General features: G+C 72.5%; 19 protein-coding genes. 13 read left to right on the top strand and 6 right to left on the bottom strand.

The genetic code is table 11. The features are described 5' to 3' along the window. Positions 1-144 precede the first annotated feature (144 nt). From AB0D44_RS08395 to AB0D44_RS08375, 5 genes are all read left to right on the top strand, one after another. Positions 145-633, top strand: a complete 489-nt coding sequence (locus AB0D44_RS08395) for a hypothetical protein (protein ID WP_362586332.1) — start codon at positions 145-147, stop codon at positions 631-633. Positions 634-1029: 396 nt separating this feature from the next. Beyond that, complete coding sequence (locus AB0D44_RS08390) at positions 1030-2250, top strand: phospholipase D-like domain-containing protein (RefSeq protein ID WP_362586329.1); 1221 nt, start codon at positions 1030-1032, stop codon at positions 2248-2250. Between the two features lie 204 nt (positions 2251-2454). Continuing rightward, complete coding sequence (locus tag AB0D44_RS08385) at positions 2455-3666, top strand: lycopene cyclase family protein (protein ID WP_362586326.1); 1212 nt, start codon at positions 2455-2457, stop codon at positions 3664-3666. Positions 3667-3675: 9 nt separating this feature from the next. After that, positions 3676-4386 carry a class I SAM-dependent methyltransferase gene (locus AB0D44_RS08380; protein ID WP_362586324.1) on the top strand — a complete coding sequence of 237 codons (711 nt, stop codon included), beginning with the start codon at positions 3676-3678 and terminating at the stop codon, positions 4384-4386. Continuing rightward, entirely contained in the window at positions 4383-6116 is a 1734-nt protein-coding gene (locus AB0D44_RS08375; protein WP_362586321.1) for an FAD-dependent oxidoreductase, read from the top strand. Before AB0D44_RS08380 ends, AB0D44_RS08375 begins: the two co-directional genes overlap by 4 nt. Positions 6117-6179: 63 nt before the next feature. Here AB0D44_RS08375 and AB0D44_RS08370 read toward each other — a convergent pair whose 3' ends face one another. From AB0D44_RS08370 to AB0D44_RS08355, 4 genes are read right to left on the bottom strand one after another with little or no spacing between them, the layout of a single operon-like run. Beyond that, positions 6180-7178 carry a DUF5914 domain-containing protein gene (locus AB0D44_RS08370; RefSeq protein ID WP_362586318.1) on the bottom strand — a complete coding sequence of 333 codons (999 nt, stop codon included), beginning with the start codon at positions 7176-7178 and terminating at the stop codon, positions 6180-6182. After that, positions 7175-8140, bottom strand: a complete 966-nt coding sequence (locus AB0D44_RS08365; protein WP_362586315.1) for a phytoene/squalene synthase family protein — start codon at positions 8138-8140, stop codon at positions 7175-7177. The genes AB0D44_RS08370 and AB0D44_RS08365 overlap by 4 nt, the downstream gene beginning before the upstream one ends. After that, a complete protein-coding gene (locus AB0D44_RS08360; RefSeq protein WP_362586312.1) occupies positions 8137-9675 on the bottom strand; it encodes a phytoene desaturase in 1539 nt (512 codons plus the stop codon). Before AB0D44_RS08360 ends, AB0D44_RS08365 begins: the two co-directional genes overlap by 4 nt. After that, the gene (locus tag AB0D44_RS08355) at positions 9672-10772 is read right to left on the bottom strand and encodes a polyprenyl synthetase family protein (RefSeq protein WP_362586310.1); all 1101 of its coding nucleotides are present in this window, start codon (positions 10770-10772) and stop codon (positions 9672-9674) included. Before AB0D44_RS08355 ends, AB0D44_RS08360 begins: the two co-directional genes overlap by 4 nt. A gap of 446 nt (positions 10773-11218) precedes the next feature. Here AB0D44_RS08355 and AB0D44_RS08350 point away from each other — a divergent pair, with 446 nt between their 5' ends. The 4 genes from AB0D44_RS08350 (at position 11219) to AB0D44_RS08335 (ending at position 15146) form a co-directional block, all read left to right on the top strand. Continuing rightward, positions 11219-11515: an antibiotic biosynthesis monooxygenase gene (locus AB0D44_RS08350; protein WP_362586307.1), complete on the top strand. Its 297-nt coding sequence runs from the start codon at positions 11219-11221 to the stop codon at positions 11513-11515. 86 nt (positions 11516-11601) lie between these two features. After that, positions 11602-12540 carry an NADP-dependent oxidoreductase gene (locus AB0D44_RS08345; protein ID WP_362586304.1) on the top strand — a complete coding sequence of 313 codons (939 nt, stop codon included), beginning with the start codon at positions 11602-11604 and terminating at the stop codon, positions 12538-12540. 195 nt (positions 12541-12735) lie between these two features. Then, entirely contained in the window at positions 12736-13389 is a 654-nt protein-coding gene (locus tag AB0D44_RS08340) for a HEAT repeat domain-containing protein (protein ID WP_362586301.1), read from the top strand. A gap of 218 nt (positions 13390-13607) precedes the next feature. Continuing rightward, positions 13608-15146: a carboxylesterase family protein gene (locus AB0D44_RS08335; RefSeq protein WP_362586298.1), complete on the top strand. Its 1539-nt coding sequence runs from the start codon at positions 13608-13610 to the stop codon at positions 15144-15146. Between the two features lie 66 nt (positions 15147-15212). On the opposite strand, the gene AB0D44_RS08330 is transcribed toward AB0D44_RS08335, so the two are convergent. Next, positions 15213-15539, bottom strand: coding sequence for a hypothetical protein (locus AB0D44_RS08330; RefSeq protein ID WP_362586295.1), 327 nt, complete (start codon positions 15537-15539; stop codon positions 15213-15215). A gap of 279 nt (positions 15540-15818) precedes the next feature. Beyond that, positions 15819-16046 carry a hypothetical protein gene (locus tag AB0D44_RS08325; protein ID WP_362586292.1) on the bottom strand — a complete coding sequence of 76 codons (228 nt, stop codon included), beginning with the start codon at positions 16044-16046 and terminating at the stop codon, positions 15819-15821. Between the two features lie 152 nt (positions 16047-16198). Between AB0D44_RS08325 and AB0D44_RS08320 the strand changes: the two genes are divergently transcribed. From AB0D44_RS08320 to AB0D44_RS08305, 4 genes are all read left to right on the top strand, one after another. After that, the gene (locus tag AB0D44_RS08320; RefSeq protein ID WP_362586289.1) at positions 16199-18700 is read left to right on the top strand and encodes a helix-turn-helix domain-containing protein; all 2502 of its coding nucleotides are present in this window, start codon (positions 16199-16201) and stop codon (positions 18698-18700) included. Between the two features lie 177 nt (positions 18701-18877). Continuing rightward, positions 18878-20020 carry an alpha/beta hydrolase-fold protein gene (locus tag AB0D44_RS08315; protein WP_362586286.1) on the top strand — a complete coding sequence of 381 codons (1143 nt, stop codon included), beginning with the start codon at positions 18878-18880 and terminating at the stop codon, positions 20018-20020. Positions 20021-20040: 20 nt separating this feature from the next. Continuing rightward, positions 20041-20970, top strand: coding sequence for a hypothetical protein (locus AB0D44_RS08310; RefSeq protein WP_362586283.1), 930 nt, complete (start codon positions 20041-20043; stop codon positions 20968-20970). A gap of 352 nt (positions 20971-21322) precedes the next feature. Continuing rightward, the gene (locus tag AB0D44_RS08305; protein WP_362586590.1) at positions 21323-22159 is read left to right on the top strand and encodes an alpha/beta hydrolase; all 837 of its coding nucleotides are present in this window, start codon (positions 21323-21325) and stop codon (positions 22157-22159) included. Positions 22160-22169 lie beyond the last annotated feature (10 nt).

Raw genomic sequence — 22169 nt, 5'->3', positions numbered from 1 at the left:
TCGGCGCCGGGTGTCAAGTCACGGATTCCGGTGACATGACCGCAGCCGCGGCGCAGGGTTCATTGGAAGCAGGCCCCACCGGGAAAACCCGAACGATGCGGGGCCCGACAACCAGCCCCTTCCCCCATTCCCCGGAGAACTCCGATGAACAGCAGGACCTGGAACCGTCGTATCGTGCTCGCCGCAGCATCCGTGACGCTGATCGGCGGCGGCGTGGCCCTCCCCGCCACCGCCATGGCTGCCCCGACCGCCCCCCAGCACAGTGTCACCCTGGTCCCCCACGACGACGGCCACGACCCCGGCCTCCAGGACGGCGACCTCAGCGTTCCCGGCGTCATGGGCGGTGACCTCATGGACCCCCATTACCCGCAGGGTGACCAAAACGATAACCACGACACCCCGAACGGCAACGGCGGCTCCAGCCTCTTCGGGGGTAAGGGCGGCCACTCTGACGACTACGACCACAACCCACTCGGCGGCGATAGCGGGGTGGGCGACATTACCGGCCACACCGACTCCGGCAGCCACAACCGCCACCACGGCAAGGGTCTCGACGACTGGCACGACGACATGAACCTCGCGCCCGACAGCGACGTCGACCTCGACGACCTCGACCTCGGCCTCGACTGGTGAAAACCTCAGCAGCAGACACAGGCTGTCACCCGTCGGCTACCCGCGGGTGACAGGCCAGCGTGCCGACCAGAGGCTCAACCATCTCCCCGGCGCCACCCCAAGCCGGTGACGGAGCGACCGCCGACGGCATACAGGTATCGAAAGCTCACCATCTGTCACCATCGACATCCCAGAGTGACCAAGCACCGACACGACACCTGAGATCGAGTCCAGCTCTGATCACCGGGGCGGCGTCCGCGTGACTGAGCCGTAGCGCGGCCTACCGGCCCCGCGGTGTCGTCGAACGCTGCTGGCAACGAGCTCCAGCGGAGCAAGGCCCTCACCGGCACCGGAGGCCGAGGCGCCGTCGGATAGGGTCCTGAGCGCCGAAGGGCCGACCGACCGAGGAGTGCCGGGATGAGTGACAGACAGGAGCCGCTCAGCGGTGCGACGGTCGGGGCCGCGAGTGGCGTCGCGCTGGCGGACCAGAGGATCCAGCGCATACGCCGGCGTTTGGAGCGGCTCATCGGCATCGCGGCGACCGAGGGCAACGCCGTGCGGCCCCTGCGCAACGGGGACGAGATCTTCTCCGCGATGCTGGACGCGATCGGCGGCGCCCGCCACACCGTCGACATGATGACCTTCGTCTATTGGCGGGGTGACATCGCACGGCGTTTCGCCGAAGCCCTGGCCGATCGGGCGCGAGCGGGCGTGCGGGTGAGACTGCTGCTGGACGGTTTCGGCAGCCGTCTGATAGAGCGGGACTTGCTGGATCAGATGAGCGGTGCCGGAGTCGAGGTCGCCTGGTTCCGCAAGCCGCTCTACCTTTCGCCGCTCAAGCAGAACCACCGTTGCCACCGCAAGGTCCTCGTGGTCGACGAGCAGACGGCTTTCACCGGAGGCGTCGGCATCGCCGAGGAATGGTGCGGGGACGCGCGCAACCCCAGCGAGTGGCGGGACACGCACGTCGAGGTACGGGGGCCCGCCGTCGACGGCATCGCCGCCGCCTTCGCCCAGAACTGGGCCGAATGCCATGCGGAACTCTTCGACGAGCGCGACCGGTTCGTCGGCCACGAGCCCAGCGGGGGCGCCATCGTGCAGGTCGTCCGCGGCTCGGCCAGTTTCGGCTGGCAGGACATGCAGACCCTGATGCGCGTGATCCTCGAATCGGCCGAGGAGCGGGTGCGTCTGGCGACGGCGTACTTCGCGCCCGACGCCTACTTCATCGACCTGCTGTGTGACACGGCCCGCCGCGGCGTCGACGTCGAGATCCTGTTGCCCGGCCCCCACACGGACAAGCGGGTGTGCCAGCTGGCGGGACAGCACCACTACGAGGCCCTGATCGCCTGCGGCGTACGCATCCACCAGTACCAGCCGACCATGATGCACGCGAAGGTCATGACCATGGACGGCATCGTCTCCCTGATCGGTTCGACGAACTTCAACCGCCGCTCCCTCGATCACGACGAGGAGGTCATGCTCGCCGTCATGGACGCCGAGTTCACCGCCGTCCTCGACGCGCACTACGACGAGGACCTCGAGGCCAGCGAACTGATCCGCCCGGACCGCTGGAAGCGTCGCTCGCTGCTGCAGCGTGCCCGAGAGACCTCGGTGCTCCCCCTGCGCCGCTACCTGTAGGAGGAGGCCGGCGCCTCGCCGTCCCTGCACGGACGCAGCAGCGGAAGTGGTCTGCCCAGGCCCCTTGGGAGGGGCCGGTGGCATGGTCCGTGCTGCCGTCGTGCCGCGTCATCCCCGGGCCGGGTGCCCGCTGGCGGTTTACTGCATCCGTCGGCGGGTCCGGCGCAGAAGAGGTACGGGTTGGCGCGCGGGCAGGAGGCCGGGGTGAGCTGGGACGCCGAGGTGACCGTGGTGGGCGCGGGGGCGGCCGGGCTGTCCCTGGCGGTCGAGCTGTCCAAGCCGCTCCCCGGGGGACGGGTGGCGCCGCGCGTGGTCGTGGTCGAGGCACCGCCGGGGCCGCTGCGTCCGCCCACCCGGACCTGGTGCTACTGGGAGGCGGGGGCCGGGGCGTACGACGGGCTGCTCGCGGCGAGTTGGGACCGGCTGCGCCTCCACGGCCCGGACGGCAGGTTGATCGAGCGGCCCCTGGGATCCCTGAGGTACAAGATGCTCAGGTCGGACCGTTTCGAGGCGGCCATGGTGGAGCGGCTTGACTCGTACAGGGTGGAGGTGCGGCGGCTGACGGTGGAGTCGGTGCACGACGTCGGCGGGGCGGCGCTGGTCCTCGGGCGGGACGCCTCGGGGGCGCCGTCGGTGATCCGGTCGGGGCTGGTGTTCGACTCGCGGCCGCCGCGGCGGTTGCCGGCGGCCCGGACCACGTTGCTGCAGCACTTCCTGGGGTGGTTCGTGCGTACGGCGGAGCCCGCCTTCGACCCGGGTGCGGCGACCTTGATGGACTTCAGGCTCCCCCAGCCGTCCCGCGGGCTCGCCTTCGGCTACGTCCTGCCGCTGACCCGGTACGAGGCGCTGGTCGAGTACACGGAGTTCTCCCCCGCCGTTCTCGACGGGGCGGCCTACGAGCGCGCCCTGCGCGGCTACTGCACGTCGGCCCTGCGCCTGGGCGGCTACACCGTGACGGGGCGCGAGCAGGGGGTGATCCCGATGAGCGACGGCCGGTATCCCCGCCGCGCCGGGCGCCGGGTCTTCCTCGTCGGGGCGGCGGGCGGGGCGACCCGCCCGTCGACGGGCTACACCTTCGCGGCCATCCAGCGCCAGAGCCGCCACCTGGCCGCAGCGGTGCGGGCGGGCCGCTCCCCCGCCCGGGTGCCCCCCGTGCACGGGCGCCGCGCCCGGGCGATGGACGCGGTGCTGCTGCGCGCGCTCGACACCGGCCGGGTCGTCGGCGCGCCGTTCTTCGCCCACCTGTTCTCCTCGGTGCCGGCCGAGCGGGTCCTGCGCTTCCTGGACGGCGCGACGTCGCCCTGGGAGGACCTCGGCGTCGGGCTGCGCACCCCCGTCGGCCCCATGCTGCGGTCGCTGCTGGAACTGCCCTTGCTCCCCCGATCCGTCCCGGCCGCAGGGCCGGGCCACCGCTGAAAGGCTGTCATGTCCCTTCTTCGCGACGACGCCCTGTCGGCTGCCTTCGACCATGCCGCGGCACGGTACGACCTGCTGGTCGCAGCCAGTCCCGGATATCACGCGCACCTGCGCCGCTCGGCCCGCCGGCTGGGGCTGCCCGACGAGGGGCGCGGCGCCCGCGTCCTGGACCTGGGCTGCGGCACCGGCGCCTCGACCGCCGCCCTGCTGTCGGCCGTGGGACGAGCCGACATCACCGGCGTGGACGCCTCGCCGGGCATGCTGGAGCGGGCCACCGCCAAAAGGTGGCCCGCCAACGTCCGCTTCGTCCAGGCCTCGGCCGACCGGCTGGGGGCGGCTGGGGTCGACGGGCCGTTCGACGCCGTCTTCGCCGCCTACCTCTTCCGCAACGTGCCCGATCCCGATCACACGCTGGCCGCGGTGCGCGCCCGGATGGCACCGGGCGCCCGGATCGCCGTACACGAGTACGCGCTCAGCGGGAAGCCGGCGCACCGGGCCCTGTGGACGACGGTGTGCCGGGCGCTGATCGTGCCGCTCGGCCGGGCGGGCGGTGACGCGGGGCTGTACGAGCACCTGTGGCGCAGCGTGCTCGGCTTCGACACGGCCGAGGAATTCGCCGGGCGGATGCGCGCCGCCGGCTTCACGGACGTACGGGTGCTGCCGCTGCCGGGGTGGCAGACCGGGATCACCCACACCTTCGTCGCCCGGGTCGCCTCGTGAACGGGGCGCTCCCGGGCCGGGACCGCCGGGCACATCGCGTCGAGGCACGGGGCGGACGGGCCCGGATCGAGGGGTACGGCCGCCGGGTGGCCGTCGTGGGCGGGGGCATCGCCGGACTGTCGGCGGCGACCGTGCTCGCCGAACGCGGCGTCCGCGTCACCCTGTACGAGCGGGACGCGCAGCTCGGCGGTCGGCTCGCGGGGTGGAGGACGCGGCTGGCGGACGGCTCGGAGGCGACGATGAGCCGAGGCTTCCACGCCTTCTTCCGGCAGTACTACAACCTGCGGGCGCTGCTGCGCCGCGCCGATCCGGGGCTCCACGGTCTGACCGGTCTGCCGGACTATCCGCTGCGCCACCGCGACGGCGGGCAGGACAGCTTCGCGCGCGTGCCGCGCACCCCGCCGCTCAGCGCCCTCGCCTTCGTCGCGCAGAGCCCGTCCTTCGGCTGGCGGGATCTGGGGCGGATGAACGCCCGGGCCGCCCTGCCCCTTCTGGACGTCGGCGTTCCGGAGGTGTACGAGGCGCTGGACGGGGTCAGCGCCGCGGAGTTCCTGGCCTCGATCCGCTTCCCGGAAGCGGCCCATCACCTGGCCTTCGAGGTGTTCTCGCGGAGCTTCTTCGCAGATCCGGCGACCCTCTCGGCCGCAGAACTGGTGCTGATGTTCCACATCTACTTCCTCGGCTCCAGCGAAGGACTGCTCTTCGACGTGCCGCGCGAGCCGTTCCCGCAGGCCTTGTGGGAACCGCTGGCCCGGCATGTGCTCGGCCTCGGTGTGGAGATCCGCACCGGCACGCCGGTGCACGAGGTGGGCCCCGTCGGCGAGGACCGGGTGGAGGTCGTCGCGGGGGCGGACGCCGGGCGGTACGACGGGGTGGTGTTGGCCCTGGACACCGCCGGGCTGCGGGCCGTGGCCGGCGCGTCCCCGCGGCTCGTCGGTCCGGCGTGGCGCGCCTCGATCGACCGGCTGCGGACCGCGCCGCCGTTCCTGGTGTCGCGGCTGTGGCTGTCGCGGCCGGTGGCGGGCGACCGGCACCCGTTCCTCGGCACCAGTGGCTTCGGCGGCCTCGACAACGTGAGCGTGCTGGACCGGTGGGAGGGCGAGGCGCACCGCTGGACGCTGCGGACCGGCGGTTCGGTGGTGGAACTCCACGCGTACGCGGTCGATCCCGGTGAGCGACGCGCGGAGGTGCAGGAGCGGCTCGTGCGCCGGCTGCACGAGGTGTACCCGGAGACGGCGCGTGCCGAGATCGTCGACTCCCGGCACGAGTGGCGCGAGGACTGCCCCCTGTTCGCCGTCGGTGGATACGGGGACCGCCCCGCTGTGCGCACGGGCGACGCCCGTGTCGTGGTCGCGGGCGACCTGGTGCGTACGGGGCTGCCGGTGGCACTGATGGAACGGGCGGCCACCAGCGGATTCATGGCGGCGAACGCCCTGCTGGAGCGGTGGGGTGTGCGGGGCGAGACGCTGTGGACGGTGCCGGCCCGCGGCCGTATGGCCGCGGGCCGGGTGTTGGCGGGTCTCGGGCGGACGCCGGGTCTTGGGCGGACGCCCGGTCTCGGGCGGACGCCCGGTCCCGGGCAGACACCAGGTCCCGGGCGGACGCCGGGTCCCGGGCGGACGCCGGGTCCCGAGCAGGCACCGGGTCCAGGGCGGACGCCGGGTCTCGGGCAGGCATCGGGTCCCGGGCAGGCGCCGGGTCCCGGGCAGGCGCCGGCCCGGTTGCCGTAACGCGCCCGGAGCGGCCAGGGCGCTGCCGGGCAGGGCGGGACGGGTCATGCCCTGCCCGGCGGCTCATCCGGGGAAGCGTCCGGTGCGGCGGAGCTCCCAGCGGCGCTCCGCGTAGGCGAGGTCGTCCCGCCACAGGCGGCCTGCCGCGCGCCGGATGAGCGGGCGCAGCAGGGGTGCCGCCGTGCGGGCGAGGGCGAAGCCGCTGCGGTGGGAGGCGGCGATGACCGCCTCCGTGACGAGGGTGCGGGGGCGGCCGTCGTGGCCGGGTCCCAGCGGGGTGGCGTGGGTCTCGACGACGGAGCCCTCGCCCTCGCCCTCGGTGATGCGCATGACGACGGTGCGGGGCCCGGGGGCGGTGAACGCGGCGGTCACCGGCACGACCAGACGCCGGGCCACCTTGAAGGAGACGCGCACGGTGAGGACATCGCTCTCGGCGCCGTCGTCGAGGACGGTGAGGTCGACGAAGGAGTACGGGTGGAACCACGCGCCGTGCCAGGGGTCGAGGCGGTTGGCGACGATGTCCTCGCTCTCGCACACGCCGGTACCGGTGTAGACGGCGGCCAGCGAGAGCGCGGCGGGTGGCCGGGGCGGCACGGCGGGCGCCTCGAGGGGTTCCTCGCCTCCGTGTGCGTCCAGGCGTACCCAGGCCAGGACTCCGTCGTCGTGGGCGGGGTACGGGATCCAGCCGGCGAAGGGCGCGCCGGTGAGGGCGAGTCCGTGCCAGGGGCAGACCAGGGTGCCGCAGTGGACCGGGGCCCGGGCCAGCGGGGCGCCCAGGTGCGGGCAGGCGCCCGGTCCGGCAACGAGGGCTCCGTCGGGGTCGCGCCAGAGTACGACCTCCGTGCCCTCGACGGTGCGCCCGTAGCCGGCGTCCGGGCGGACGGCCGCGCTCGGGCCCAGCACGTACCAGTTGCCGGCGGGCCGGGCCCGGGCCCTTTTCAGGGCGGCGGCGATGAGCGGGGGCGAGGCTTCCCGCCAGGTCGGTTCCTGCCGGTGCCAGGCCACCGGCTCGCGGCGCACGCTCAGCGGGAGGCGTCTGCGACGTGGGGCTCGCGGGCTCATCGGGAGGGCTCCTGGATGTCACGGGCGGCGGGTGTGCGAAGACGAACGGCCGCGATCCTGGCGAGGCCCGCTGCTGCGACGGCTGCCCGCCGGGTGAAGGGGACCGTGGAGCGGCGGTGGACGCTCGCGTACCCGTCGCGGGCGACGGCGTCGAGGATGTCCCCGTAGAGGACGAAAGCCGTGCGGACGCAAGGACGGGAGACGGGGTCGAGCATGTCGAGACCTGCCTGCGCCGCCGCGTAGAAGCCACGGGTCAGGGCGGCGGCGGAGCGCAGTGCGCGGGTGATCCGGGGGTCAGGGCGGCCGGTGCGTCTGCTCCAGTGCAGCAGGTCCCGGTCCACGCCCTCGGAGGCGAGGAGCTCGGCGGGCAGGTACACGCGATCGCGGTCCAGATCCTCGCCGACGTCGCGGATGAAGTTGGTGAGCTGGAACGCCTCGCCGAGCGCGGCGGCGTGCGGAGCGGCCTCGTCCCGGGAGACGGTGTGGCCGAGCACGGGCAGCATCTGCAGGCCGATGACGGCCGCGGAGCCGTGCATGTAGCCGCGCAGGTCGTCGAGCGTGGCGTAGTCGGTGACGGTGAGGTCGCTGCGCATGGAGGTGAGGAAGTCGTCGAAGTGGCGGTGGGGGATGCGGTAGCGGTGGGCGGTGTGGGCGACCGCCGTGACGACGGGGTGGCGTCCGGGGCCGCCCTCCATCGCCGTGCGCAGGTCGTGCGACAGGTTCTGGAGTCGTGTGGCCCGTTCGCCGGGCGCGGCGGGGGCGGTCAGGTCGTCGACGATGTCGTCGGCGTAGCGGGCGAAACCGTAGAGGGCGTGCACGGCGGGGCGGCGGGACGCGGGGAGCAGCCGGGTGGCGAGGAAGTAGGTCTTGCCGTGGCGGGCGTTGAGGCGGCGGCAGCGGTCGAAGGCTGCCCGCAGGGCGGGGTCGGCGATGGCGGCGGCGTCGAGTTCGCGTCGTGTCACGCGGTGCCGCCTTCCGTCGCCGCGGCGGGGGGCGCGGTGGTGCGGCGGCGGGCACCGGGCAGGCCGGTGATACGGGCGGCCGCAAGGCGGCCGGAGATCACGACGGTGGGGACGCCGACGCCCGGGGTGGTGCCGCAGCCGGCGAGCACGGCGTTGGCGACGCCGTGTACGAGGTTGCGGGGGCGGAAGGGGCCGGTCTGGGGGAAGGTGTGGGCGACGGAGAAGGGTGTTCCGGCCGCGTGGCCCTGGGCTGCCCAGTGGGCGGGGGTGAGGAGTACCTCGGTGTCGATGGCGTCCTCGAAGCCGGTGAGGCCGCGGCGCTCCAGCTCGCGCAGCAGGCTGTCCCGGTAGCGGGGTCCGAGGTCCTTCCAGGCGGCGGCCGAGGGGCCGACGGTGGTGTTGGGGCAGGGTGCGAGCACGTAGTGGGTGTGCTTGCCGGGCGGGGCGAGGTCCGGGTCGGTGGCGGTGGGCCGGGTGATGAGCAGTGACGGGTCGCTCATCAGGCGGCCGGTGCGGGTCAGTTCGCGGAAGGTCTGCTTCCAGGCTGCGCCGAAGGAGATCGTGTGGTGGGCCAGTTCGGGCCATGTGCGGTCGGTGCCCGCGTGCAGGACCACCGCGGACGGGGAGTGGCGCAGGGCGAGCGGGCGGCGCGGACGGCGGCCGAGGAGCCGGTAGCTGGTGGGCAGGTCCGGGGTCATGACCACCGCGTCGCATGCGATGCGCCGGCGGTCGGTGACGACGGCGGTGATCCGCTCCCCGGTGCGCTCCAGACGGGTGACGGTTTCGCCGTGCAGGAGCGTGGCGCCCGCGTCGGCGGCGGCCTCGGACAGTGCGGTGGGTACGGCGTGCATGCCGCCTTCGGGGAAGAACACCCCGGCGACGGTGTCCATGTAGGCGATGACGGCGTAGGCGGCGAGCGCGCGGGCGGGCGGGACGCCGGCGTAGAGGGCCTGGAACGAGAACACCCTCTGCAGCCGCTCGTCGGTCAGGAAGCGACCGATCTTCGGCTGGAGGCGGCCGAATCCGCCCAGTGCGGCGAGCCGGGCCAGGTCGGTGTGCAGGAGCGAGAGGGGCGAGTCGAAGTTGGTGTCGATGAAGCGGCCCATCTGTACCTGGTAGAGGTCCTGGAGCCAGTGGCGCAGGCGCTGGTATCCGGCCGCTTCCCGGGCTCCGGCGAATCTTTCGATCTCCGCCTCCATGGCTGCGGCTCCGGTGTGGACGTCGAGGCTGCTGCCATCGGCGAACCGGGCCCGGTAGGCGGGGTGCAGCGGGTGCAGCGTCACCAGGTCGGACATCGTCCGGCCGACGGCGGCGAACGCCTCCTCCAGCAGGTGAGGCATCGTCAGGACGGTCGGCCCGGTGTCGAAGCGGTGGCCGCCGCACTCGATGAGGCCTGCTCGGCCGCCGGGTAGCGGGTCGCGCTCGACGAGGGTGACGCGGCGGCCCGCGCCCAGCAGGTGGAGGGTGGCGGACAGGCCCGCCAGGCCGGCTCCGACGACCACCACGTGGTCGGTTCGCCCGGTGACCGTCCTCATCGGGCTCCTCCCCCGGGCCCGGCAGCCGTCACGGGCGGTGCGGCGTCCCCTCCCGGGGGCGAGGCGACGGCCGTCAGGAGTTCTGCGAGGCGCCGGGCGGCGGAGCCGTGCAGGCGTGCCGCGGCCAGGTGGTGCTGGGCCGCCCGGGCCAGGCGCCCGATGCGCCGCTCCACCTGCGCCGGAGCTCCGGTCGACCGCAGGGCGTCGCGCACCGAGGACAGGGTGGCCGCGGACAGGTCGGCGCTGCCGCGGCAGTCCTCCAGGAGGTCGATGACGCCCCTCGCGCCGGCGGTGCGGGCCCGGGAGTGGGCCACGGCGAGGAGGTACGTCGCCTTCCCGGACCGGATGTCGTCCCCGGCGGGTTTCCCGGTCGCCTCGGGGTCGCCGAACACGCCCAGCAGGTCGTCCCGCAGTTGGAATGCGATTCCTGCGCACCGGCCGGCGGCGGTCAGCGCACGGGTCGTCGTCGCGTCGGCGCCCGCGAGCGCCGCTCCGAGCGCCAGGGGCCTTTCGATGGTGTAGCGGGCGGTCTTCAGGCAGACGGTGCGGATGGCCTGGACGGCGGAGCGGGAGGAGGTCGCCTGGCCGTGCAGGTCGAGGTACTGACCGGCGACCATCTCCGTCCGCATGAGCCGCCAGATCCGCAGGATGTCCGGGCGCACGGCGGCTGCCAGGTCCGCGCCCGCGACCAGGTCGTCGGCCCAGGACAGGGCGAGGTCACCGGCCAGGACGGCGGCCGAATGGGCGAAGGCGGACGGATCGGGTTCGCGGCCGTTCGCGGCGTGCTGGAGCGCGATCTGGGTGTGGAAGGAGGGCCTGCCGCGGCGCTCGGCCGACCGGTCCATGACGTCGTCGTGGATCAGGGCGCAGCTCTGGATGAGTTCGAGCGCGGCGGCGACGCGCAGGGCTGCGGGTACCTCGGCGTCCGTACCTCCGCACGCCCGCAGGGCCCACCAGAGGAACTGCGGCCGGATGCGCGCGCCACCGCCGAGGGTGTAGGCGCAGAGGCGCTCGGCGATGTCGTCGGCGAAGACGGCGTCGAGGGATCGGCTCAGCGAGACGAAGTCCTCGCAGCACAGGACGAGCTCACGGTTCACGGCCCGCACGACGTCCGCGTCGACAGCAGCCGCGGGCGTGGGGCGGGGACCTGGCCCGTTGTGACCGTGCGGGCTTCCTGTCATGGGATGTCGCTCGACGGATCGCGCTCGCATTCGGTCCTCCGTGTCGTGAGGTGGCACTTGCCGCCAGTTCCTCGTTCTCCGGGCGGACGGATGCAGCCGATCGCGTTCCTCCTGCCCCGCGCGCTATGGGTCCCCCGACGGCCGGTGTCTCAGCCCACACCGGCTGCGAACCACCCGATGAGTGCACGTGCCTCCTCCCACGGCCGCGTGCTGCCGGTGGGCTGGATCGGCGGAGCCTTCGCCGGAGTCCGGAGTCCGGAGCCCGGAGTCGGGCACGGGTGAGCCGGGACCCCTGGCGGAAGGCCTGGAGAGCATGCGGAAGGAGGGTGGCGCCGCGGCTGCTTGCGTGGCACTCTGACGGCGTGATCATCAGGGTGAGTGAGGCACGCGTACGGCCTGACCGTTTCCAGGCGTTCCACGACATGCTCGTCGCTGCGGTACGCGAGTTTCCCAGCCGCTACCCGGGTCTGCTGGACCACGAGGTGCTGCTCGCGCCGCCCACTTCGGTGCTCTACGTCAGCCGCTGGCGCAGCGAGCAGGACTTGGCCGGCTATGCCGGTGAGGGGTGGCGTGACCAGCCCGTGGTTCTGCCGGGCGAGGAGGGTTACCTCGTTGCACCGCTTCAGGTACGGCACTTCACGTCGGCGTCTTTGGGCTAGCAGGTGTTCCGCAGGCCTCGGGGGACCTTTCCTCGCCTGGGCAAAACTGCTTCTCCTGCGTGATCATCAGGCTCAGAATGATCCGCATGACGACGACACGGGTGGTCACCCAACGAGCCATCGGCGACTCCGGCGTGCTGGAACTCGCCGAGATGCCCCTTCCCTCGCCGGGCCCCGGCGAGGTCCTGGTCCGGGTGCGGGCCACCGGCATGAACCCGGCGGACTGGAAGGTCCGCATCGGCAAGGTGGACTTCTTCGGCCCGCCGCCGTTCGTGCTCGGCCACGAGTTCAGCGGCACGGTGGAGGGCACGGGTGAGGGGGTGACCCGCTTCTCGGTGGGCGAGGAGGTCTACGGCTGGACCACCCCGCCGCACGGCAGCCACGCCGACCACGTCGTGGTCACCGAGGACCGGATCGCGCCCAAGCCGCGCACCCTCGACCACATCGGCTCCGCCGCCCTGCCGATCTCCGGTTTCACCGCCTACCAGGCCCTGATCACCCTCTCCGACGTACGGCCCGGCCAGCGCGTGCTGATCCACGGCGCCGCCGGCGGCGTCGGCCACCTCGCCGTGCAGATCGCCAAGGCCCGCGGCGCGTACGTCATCGGCACGGGCCGCGCCGCCAAGCACGACTACCTGCGGGAACTCGGCGCCGACGAGCTGATCGACTACACCGTGGAGGACTTCTCGACCCTGCGCGGCATCGACGCGGTGCTGGACACCATCAGCAACGACTACGGCCCTCGTTCCCTGGCCACCCTCAAGCCCGGCGGCATCCTGGTCGACGTCGTCGGTGTCGGCGTCGACCGCACCGAGGTGACGGCCCGCGCGGACGAACTCGGCGTACGGTTCGTGGAGTTCTTCCTGGAGCCCACACCCGCCGTGCTCACCGCCTTCGCCGAACTCGTCGACGCCCACGGCGTACGCCCCACGATCGCAGAGACCTTCCCCCTCACGCAGGCCGCCAAGGCGCACGAACTCAGCGAAACCGGCCGGGTCCGGGGCAAGATCGTCCTCGTGCCCTAGGCTGACCGCTCTGCCCTCGGTGTCCGGCGAAGATCGTGCCCTCTCGGCGGTGAGGGTCACGTGGGCGGTCCATGTCCAAGGCTCCTGGGGCGGATCCCCCTTCACCTCGACGCCGGTGTCGTGGGGCGGCACAGCCGCAGCGCACCTGGTCAGTTGCGCCCGCACCACGAACTTCTGAAGTAGCGAGGAAAATGCATGAGTACGGGGAGATGGCTGCTTGCATCCCTGCAGCGCTACGTCCTGACTGCCCTCATCGGCTGGACAGCTGCGGTGGCGGTGTCGCCGGGAGACTCGTTCGGCGAGGAGTTCGGCTTGGGAATGCGACTGGGACTGGTCGCGGTACCCCTCCTCACGATCGGAACCATGTTCGTCGTCATCTTGCTGGCCGGTCGCCGTTTCGAACCGCCGACCGGCGGTCCTCAGCGGATCCGGGGCGGCTGGATGGTCGTGCTTCCGCTGGCTCCCCTGCTGCCCGTAGGGCTGCTCATGCCGCTGCAATACGTGATCATGGTGGTCACCCAGCTCGTCTTCGTCTGCTGGGTCCTGCCCTGCCAGGATGCCCGCGATACGGCCGGTGTCCTGCGCTTGCTCGCCGACCCGGACGTGCCCGCCGAGCAGCGGGCCCGAATAGCGCGGGCGGTCGGAGAGCTCCACTCCAGGCCGGTTCAGGAGGCTCTGGTGAAGGCCGCGACCGACGAAGCGCCGGAGGTCGCGGAAGCGGCTCTGCACACGCTCTGCACGATCTGGCGTCGCAACGACGCCATCGGCGAGGACCTTCTGATGAAGCTCCACCCGCACGGCCAGGAGCAGGTCCGCGCCCTGGGCGTCAAGGTGCGGAGCCCTTGGTGACGACGTGGTCACCGCCGCCACCGGCCAAAGGGCTGTCCACGAGTGCCGACACCAAGACCGAAGACGTGTGGACAGGGGGACGATCCAGGCGGCGGATGCACCGCTCCAGGGGGGCGAGGGCTTCGTAAATCGCTGGCGCGGTGTCCCACCGCGGTGGATGATCCGCAGGGTCCGGGGGCCGCCGCGAGCCCTCTCCTCCTGCTTGAGAGGCAGTTGTGATGACCGACGCCGAGTCCAAGCCGTCCGGGTCCCGGCCCGAAGTCCGCGTGGCAGCCGGGAAGCTGCGCGGCAGCCGGGAGGCGGGTGTGGCGGTGTTCCGTGGCATCCCGTTCGCCGAGCCGCCGGTCGGCGCGTTGCGCTTCGCCGCGCCGCGACCGGCAGGGGGCTGGAGCGGGATGCGGGAGGCCCTCTCGTACGGCCCGCCGCCCCCTCAGGGCGGGCACTTCGGCATGGACGGGCTGTCGCAGGACACGGCGGGTGACGACTGGCTGACGGTCAACGTCTGGTCGCCCGAACCCGACCCGGGTGCGGGGTTGCCGGTGATGGTGTGGATCCAGGGCGGCGCCTACGTGATCGGGATGTCGGGCCTCCCCGAGTACGACGGTGGTCGGCTCGCGCGGGAGGGTGGCGTCGTCGTGGTGACGTTCAACTACCGCGTGGGGATCGAGGGTTTCGCGCAGATCGAGGGGGCTCCTGCCAACCGCGGCCTGCTCGACCAGGTCGCCGCTCTCGAGTGGGTGCGCGACAACATCGGGGCCTTCGGCGGCGACCCCGACCGGGTCACGGTCTTCGGGCAGTCGGCAGGTGGGGGGTCGGTCGCGGCGCTGCTGGCGATGGACCGTGCGGCCGGGCTCTTCCGCCGGGCCGTCGCGCAGAGCGTGCCGGGGACGTTCTTCTCACCGGAGCTGGCCGCGGACATCACGGCTGCCTGCGCCGCCGAGCTGGGGCTGCGGCCCACGGTGGGCGACCTGTCCGGTGTTGCCCCACACCGGCTGTCCGCCGCCGGTGACGCGGTCGGCGCCAAGACGGGCCAGTGGGCGCATCGCTGGGGCCGGCCCGCGCACCGGTCGATCCCCTTCGCACCCGTCGTCGACGGCGAGGTCCTGGCCGTCACACCGTGGCAGGCCCTGAGCGAGGGCGCCGGCCGCGACATCGAGCTGCTCGTCGGCCATACCCGCGACGAGCAGCGCCTGTTCACCGCGATCAACGGTCTGCTCGGTGAGGTGGGCGAGGAGCAGGCGGCGAGCGCCCTCCAGGTCTTCGCGCCCGGCCCGGACGGCGCGCGCCGCTATCGCGACGCGTTCCCGGCGGCGGGGCCGGACGAGCTGTACGAACTGGTGCATTCCGACTGGCTGTTCCGCATGCCGTCGCTCCACCTCGCCGAGGCGCAGACGGCGGCCGGCGGTCGCGCGTACGTCTACGAGCTGGCCTGGCAGGCCCCGGGCATGGGTGGCGCCTTCGGCGCCTGCCACGGCCTCGACGTACCACTGGTCTTCGGCAACCTGGACCGTGGTCAGCCTGCCATGCTGATCGGCGAAACGCCCTCCGCGGAGGCAGAGGACCTGTCCGCGCGGATGCGCACCGCATGGGCTTCGTTCGCCGGCGACGGGGAACCCGGCTGGCCCGCGTACGACACCGATCAACGGCTCGTTCAGCGCTTCGACACCCGGTCGGCTGTCACCGCCTACCCGGAAGAGGCCTCTCGACTGATCTGGCAGGGTCACCCCTTCCCCGTGCTGCCGCTGATCAGCCGGTAGCAGCGACCGGCCCCGGCCGGCCGGGGCCACCTGCCGCCGCGGCGTTTCTCCGGTTCTGCCGAGGCGTTAGAGCAGGCCGAGGTATGCCTTCGTGGAGCGCGCCTCGGTCAGGACGATCGCTGCGGCCGAGAGTACGAAGGCGACGATGAAGCCCGTCAGTTGGTTCTGCGCCTGACTGGTGGCCAAGTCCGCCTGGGCCACCATGGAACCGATCGCGATGCCGGACAGGCCGGCCGGCACCACCAGCAGCTGGCTCAGCCGAGGGCCCGCCTCAGGCTCCCCCGACAGCACCTTGGCCCCGTTGCGCACCAGGGCCACACCGAACGGGATGACGAAGGCACAGAGGAAGACCACCCAGCCCACCTCACCGAATGCGCTCAGCCCCCACACCATCCCGGACACTCCAGCGCCCCCCACCACCAGCCCGTACGCAATACCGAGACTTCCCGCCGCCGTGGCGGTACCAGGGCGCCGCCGCGCGGGGGGACCGGAACGACCGCCACGGCGCGGGGGAACGGGCAAGTGTGACATGAACCAACCTCCTGATGATGACAAGCACGTGAGGGTCAGCAGTTCTCCGCGCCGACCCGGAAAGGAGCAACGTCCCCGCCCGGAGGGGACGGGGGCCCGGCCGCCGTTCGACGGCGGCCTTCGGCCAGGGGCCGCAGGCCTTCAATGGCGCCACGTGGTCACCACGGTGAGCAGGATGAGGGCCCCCGCCGTGAGCAGCAGGCATCCCTTGCGGGCGACCGGGCCGCGCCTTCGGGTTTCGACCTGGCCGGCCGGGTGCATGCCGGGGTGCTTGCGGGCGTAGTGCTCCATCTGCCGGCGCAGCCCCTCGGGACTGTCGACCCAGGGCGTCTTGAAAGTGCACTCTCCGCACCAGAAGCGGTTGGCCACGTCGCCTCCCTGCTGTGACGTCCGTAGGGGCATGGCCCCCAACGGTGGTCGCGGTCATGGTTCTTGTACAGGTCAGACACCCGGCCATTGGTGACCGGCGGCCACGGGTAGGCTCACCGCCGTTCGTACTGGCGGATCAGGGGAGAGGCTGGATGACGGAGGACCTCGGAACGTTGCTGCGCAAGCTGCGCGACAAAGCGAATCTGACGCAGGAACAGGTGGCCGAGCGGTCCGGGGTCAGCGTGCGCACCATCCGCCGGCTGGAGAACGGCGGATCCACCAACCACCGGATGGGGACGGTGAATCTGCTCGCGGACGCGCTCGGCCTGGAAGACGCGGACCGTCTGCTCCTGGCGAGTGCGCTCACCAGCTCATCCACTGCGCCGCATGACACCGGTGCGGACAGCGGACACGGCCAGGGCCAGGGCCACGGCCACGGCCACGGCGTGTCCATATCCGCGCCTGCGCGCCCGCCTGCACCCGATCCCGCGCCCGCGCCCGCGCCCGCACCACCCGCCGGGCCGCCCGTCCACCCCGCGCTCGCCGACGCCGCGCGCGAGCTGGCGACGGAGGTCCGGCGGCGCTGGCGTCGCGAGGAGGCGCAACGTCGCGTCCACGATCCGTTCCCCCTGCCCGTGCGGTGGAAGCCGGCGCCCGCCGTGCTGACCGACCGGGCGGAGAACATCCAGCGGCTGGGGCCGGGCGGGACTCCGCGCGAGGTGGATCTGGGCGGCGACCTGCGGAGCATGGCCGAGGTCTACCTGAAGATCCCTTCCGGGCGGCTGGTGATCCTCGGTCGGGCCGGCTCGGGCAAGTCCATCCTCACCATCAGGCTCGTCCTGGACCTCCTGGAGACCCCCGCCCCCCACCGCCGCGTGCCGGTGATCTTCAGCATCGGCTCCTGGGACCCGTCGACCACCGCACTGCGCGACTGGCTGATCGGCCGACTGCTGCGCGACCACCCGCATCTGGCCCGGCGCAGCTCCGGCGGGGCGACCCTGGCCGCCGTGCTGGTCGACGCCGACCTCATCCTGCCGGTCCTGGACGGGTTCGACGAGATCGCCGAGGGGTTAAGGCGCGAGGCCTTGGACGCGCTCAACGCGACCTCCTCCCCTCTCGTCCTCACCAGCCGGCGCGCCGAGTACGCCGAAGCGGTCCGGGCGGCGCACGCGCCGCTCATCTGGGCTGGGGGCATCGAGCTCACGGACCTCACCCTCGAGGACCTCGCCGACTACCTGCCCCGCACGGCCCGCGCCGTCCCTGCGTCCGACGCCGGCACTGCCCACGACACCTGCGTGCCCGGCTCGCCGTGGGACGCGGTCCTCACGGAACTGCGCACGCGCCAGGGGCCGGCACACACGAACCTCGCCGCCGTGCTGACCACCCCGCTCATGGTCATCCTCGCCCGCACCCTCTACAGCGAGTCGCCCGACCGGGATCCCGCCGAGCTCCTGGACGCCACCCGGTTCCCCTCCGTGAAGAGCCTGGACGAGCACCTGCTGGCGGGCTTCGTGTCCGCGGTCTACCGACGCCGCGCCCCGGAACGGGATGCGGCCGGCCGACGGCCCAGGGCTCCTTACCCGGACCCCGCTCGGGCAGAAGGCTGGCTCGGCTACCTCGCCCACCACCTGGTCCGCCTCGACCGCGAACGCCAGGACCTCGCGTGGTGGCAGCTCGGCGATTCGCTGTCGCGTTCGGCGCGCACCCTGGCGTTCGTCCTGGCCACCGTCGTGTGCGTCACCCTGGCCGACTGGCTGGTCGGCCTCGTGCTCACTCCGCTCCCCCTCGGCGAACTCCTCGTGCAGGGCGGTCTCATGGGCCCCGCCGCGGGCCTCGCCTTCGGAGCCGTCTACGCGATGGCGGACCGGTCCGGCGACGGAGCGGCCTTCGAACCCGCCCGCATCCGGCTGGCACTGCGCGCCACGCACGAGAGCCTCGGCCGCCGGCCCCTGCGCACCTTCACCGCTCGCTTCGGGCAAGGTCTGGTCGGCGGCACGGTCATGGGCATCGGGTGCGCCTGTGCTCTCACCCTCGGACGCGCGCTGGCCGCGGGAACGTCCATCACCGACCCGCGCATCGTCGAAGGCACCCTGATCAACATGCTGGTCCTCGGGCTGATCTTCGGCTCGGCCGCCGGTCTCGTCTTCGGGCTCATGGCCGCACTCGAAGTGCCCGTGGACGTCACCGCGGCGGCCACCCCGATCAGTCTGCTGTCCTCGAACCGTGCGACGGCCGGCCGGCAGTTCCTCATCCTGGCTCCGGCGTTCACCCTGGCCATCGCCTTCGGCGGGTACGTGATCGTCCGGCTGCTCCAAGGGACGTTCGTGGGACCACTCAACTGGGGGGTCCAGGACAGTCTGTTCATCGGCGCGGTCGGCGGCCTGGGCGGCGCGGCCTCCTACGTGCTCACCTTCACGGCGTGGGGGCAATGGATCGTGCTGGCACGTGTCTGGCTGCCCTTGGCCGGGCGCCTGCCGTGGGACCCCGCCGCGTTCCTGGACGATGCCTACGACCGAGGGGTGCTGCGCCAGACCGGAGCCGTGTACCAGTTCCGCCACGTCCGGCTGCAGCACCACCTCGGACGTACGTTCCGCGGTCGGCACCGGGACTTCGCACCGGCCACGTTCACACCCCCGTCGACCAGCGCCCCGTGACCACGCGGACACGGGGGCGGCGGTCCCCGAAACGGCACGGACCGGGGGCCGTTCGACCGCCGGTCACCAATGGCCGGTGGCTTGGCCTGTTGGCCGGGCGGTTGCGGACACCACCATCGGGATGTCCGGCTCGCGGCAGCCCAGCACGCCGCGAGCCTCCTCGACGAAGGATTCCCCATGACGTCCCTGCGCCTCACCTCACTCGGCGCGGCACTCGCGCTCACCGCCCTGACGGGCGCCGGCGCCGCACACGCCGCAGCGCCGGCCGCAGTACCGGCCGCAGTACCGGCCACGGTGCCGGGCTCCGACCCGGTGTCCGCCGCCTCCTCGGAGTCGGCCGACGTCCCCGACTTCAGCGACGGCTACGGTCTGTCCCTGGTCCGCGAAGAGACGCAGGTGCACAGCCCCACCGACTTCACCCTCACCGTCACCACCCCGCAGCTCTCCGGGAAGCACCGGATACGCATCCTCCTCCCGGCCGCCTACGACACCGACTCCGGCCGCCGCTGGCCGGTCACGTACTTCCTGCACGGTGGTGGCGGCAACGTGAACGATGTCGCGGCCGCCCCGGCGCTGCACTCGGACTCGATGATCACCGTGGTGCCGGACGGAGGAATGAAGGGCTGGTACGCCGACTGGCTGATGCAGACCACGGCCGAAGGGAAGGCGAACTGGGAGACCTTCCACCTCACCCAGGTCGTCCCGTTCATCGACGCCAATCTCCGTACCCGCGCCGACCGCGCCCACCGCGCCGTCGTCGGACTGTCCATGGGCGGTTACGGCTCCCTGCACTACGCCCAGGCCCGGCCCGACCTGTTCGGCCACGTGGCGGCCCTGTCCGGGGGCATCGATTTCGGCATGTGGGAGGTCCGCGGGGCCGTCCTGGCCACCGAGCTGAACCTCGCCGGTGCTTGGTGCGCGGCGAGCAGCTCGTCCGGGTCCGGTTCCGGCGACTGCGCGGGCCACGGGCCCTATGTGGACAGCGACGCGATCTTCGGCTCCCCGTACCCGTTCTTCGACGCCGACCGCGTGTGGAAGGCGGTCGATCCGGCAGCGCCGGTGAACCTCGCCAAACTCTCCGCAACCGGCATCACGCTCTACACGGGCAACAACGACCTCATCGACGTCCACACCGCGACGGCTTCCCACACCGTCAAGGCCCGCCTGGACCAGCTGGGCATTCCCAGCCGTCTCGTCGACTACGGCAACGGCGCGTCGCTGGCCCCGACCTGCAACGGCGGCCACAACTACGGGTGCTGGGCCCCGGCCTTCGCCGACTACGTCCCCCGCCTCGAAGCCGCCTTCGCCGCGGCGGGCTGACCCACAGGGAGACAGCGCACATGAGCCACGACCAGCCCGGACCGCACGACCAGCAGCCGCCCTACCCCCGGCCCGGAGCTTTCGGGCCGCCTGACGCCTCCGGGCCTCAGCCGCTCGGCCAGCAGGGCTGGGGCCCGCCCCGGCAACCCCACCCCTTCGGCCGGCACTCCCCGTCCGCAGGCGCACCGGGTGGCTTCCTCGGTCCGCCCCCGAAGCCGGCCACGGGGAAGAAGACCGGCCTGATCGTCACCGGAGTGATCGTCGCCCTCGCGGTGATCGCGGGTGGCGCGTACTTCGCACTCGGCGGCGACGGCGACGGCGTGGGCAACGGTGACGTCACCGTGGACAGCAAGGGCTACACGCTCGTCGCCCCCGAGTCGGTCGACGCCTACAAGAAGTCGAGTCCGGGCAGCGCGCCCGCCGAATTGAACGCCGGGCAGAGGAAGGAGGCCGCGGGTGTCGGCGTGAACAACGCGCAGGCGGTGTCCGGCATCTACAACGCGGTGAGCACTGACCCCGACGATCCCGCGAAGGTGGGCGGCAAGCGCCTGACCTTCGACGGCCTCTACGGCGACATCCCCGACCCCGCCACGGCGCTCGACAACTACTTCGCCAACGTCACCAAGAAGGGCTTCAAGGGCGACGGGAAGGCGCGGGGGCTCACGATGGAGCGCCTCGGAAGCCCCCGGGCCATGAAGCCCGCCGGTTTCGAGGGCGCGCTCATGAAATGCCAGGACGTGAAGGTCACCCACGACAAGGATGCCGGCGCCCCCAAGGGCGGTGCCGCGGAGTTCCAGTTCCCGGTCTGCGCCTGGTCCGACTACTCCACTCTGGGAGGCGCCAACGTCTTCGAGTTGGCGCAGGCGAAGACCGGCGGCAAGGGCGCCTCGCAGGAGGAGGTCGCCGCCCTGACCGCCGAGCTCTACAAGACGGCCCGCAAGAAGGCCTGACACAGGGGGGGACGGGGCCCGGCCGAAGCGATCGGCCGGGCCCCGGGCTGACCGCGTGCGCCCACGAGACCGGTGATTCCACCGATGTGGGCTTGCCGGGTGCGCCGTGACAGTGGTCCGGCCAACGAAAGCGGCGGTACCACCGGCAGGCAGTACGGTCCTCGGCGCGGAGCCGGGCGCCGGCGGCCGGCCGGTTCTACTCCGCCACGACCGAGAGGACGACTCCGTCGTGCAGCAGCACCCCACCGAGAACGCCCACCCCCGCGGCGCCCGTACCAACGGCCGGTCCGCCCGCCCCGCCGGCTCCGGGAGGACGCGCCTCCGGTCGCTCCTCGCCCCCTGGGCGGCACTCCTGACCATCGGCGGACTCGCCACGTTCACGGCGCCCGGGGCCCAGGCCGCAGCCAACCCGTACGAACGGGGACCCGCACCGACCACGTCGAGCATCGAGGCCGCCCGCGGCCCCTACGCGGTCTCGCAGACCAGCGTGTCGTCCCTGGGCGTCACGGGCTTCGGCGGCGGCACCATCTACTACCCGACCGCCACCGGCGACGGAACGTTCGGCGCCGTGGCCATCTCCCCCGGGTACACCGCCACCCAGTCGTCCATCGCCTGGCTCGGCCCGCGACTGGCCTCACAGGGCTTCGTCGTCCTGACCATCGACACGCTCACCACCCTCGACCAGCCCGACAGCAGAGGGCGGCAACTGCTGTCCGCACTCGACTACTTGACGCAACGCAGCACCGTCCGCAGCAGGATCGACAGCAGCCGGCTCGGTGTGATGGGCCACTCGATGGGCGGTGGCGGCACGCTGGAGGCTGCCAAGACCCGGCCTGCGCTGCAGGCAGCCATCGCTCTCACCGGGTGGAACCTCGACAAGTCCTGGCCCGAGATACAGACGCCGACCCTGGTCGTCGGAGCCGACGGTGACACGATCGCACCGGTCAGCACGCACTCGGAGCCCTTCTACGCCAGCCTGCCGAGCTCGCTCGACAAGGCGTACCTGGAGCTCAACAACGCCACGCACTTCACACCGAACACGTCGAACACCACCATCGGCAAGTACAGCGTCGCGTGGCTGAAGCGGTTCATCGACAACGACACCCGCTACGAACAGTTCCTCTGCCCGCTGCCGAGCCCCGGCCCGACCATCGAGGAGTACAGGGGGAACTGCCCCCACACGTCCTGACCTTCCGATC

Origin of the sequence: Streptomyces sp. NPDC048349, assembly GCF_040651925.1 — a bacterium.
GTDB lineage: Bacteria > Actinomycetota > Actinomycetes > Streptomycetales > Streptomycetaceae > Streptomyces.
The sequence above is the reverse complement of the archived record's forward strand: the minus strand, read 5'-3'. Positions and strand labels throughout refer to the sequence as shown.

Coding starts and splice junctions, on each gene's coding strand:
- AB0D44_RS08395 (WP_362586332.1), top strand. CDS start 145: ATGAACAGCAGGACCTGGAACCGTCGTATCGTGCTCGCCGCAGCATCC.
- AB0D44_RS08390 (WP_362586329.1), top strand. CDS start 1,030: ATGAGTGACAGACAGGAGCCGCTCAGCGGTGCGACGGTCGGGGCCGCG.
- AB0D44_RS08380 (WP_362586324.1), top strand. CDS start 3,676: ATGTCCCTTCTTCGCGACGACGCCCTGTCGGCTGCCTTCGACCATGCC.
- AB0D44_RS08370 (WP_362586318.1), bottom strand. CDS start 7,178: ATGAGCCCGCGAGCCCCACGTCGCAGACGCCTCCCGCTGAGCGTGCGC.
- AB0D44_RS08360 (WP_362586312.1), bottom strand. CDS start 9,675: ATGAGGACGGTCACCGGGCGAACCGACCACGTGGTGGTCGTCGGAGCC.
- AB0D44_RS08345 (WP_362586304.1), top strand. CDS start 11,602: ATGACGACGACACGGGTGGTCACCCAACGAGCCATCGGCGACTCCGGC.
- AB0D44_RS08340 (WP_362586301.1), top strand. CDS start 12,736: ATGAGTACGGGGAGATGGCTGCTTGCATCCCTGCAGCGCTACGTCCTG.
- AB0D44_RS08335 (WP_362586298.1), top strand. CDS start 13,608: ATGACCGACGCCGAGTCCAAGCCGTCCGGGTCCCGGCCCGAAGTCCGC.
- AB0D44_RS08330 (WP_362586295.1), bottom strand. CDS start 15,539: ATGGTGTGGGGGCTGAGCGCATTCGGTGAGGTGGGCTGGGTGGTCTTC.
- AB0D44_RS08320 (WP_362586289.1), top strand. CDS start 16,199: ATGACGGAGGACCTCGGAACGTTGCTGCGCAAGCTGCGCGACAAAGCG.
- AB0D44_RS08315 (WP_362586286.1), top strand. CDS start 18,878: ATGACGTCCCTGCGCCTCACCTCACTCGGCGCGGCACTCGCGCTCACC.
- AB0D44_RS08310 (WP_362586283.1), top strand. CDS start 20,041: ATGAGCCACGACCAGCCCGGACCGCACGACCAGCAGCCGCCCTACCCC.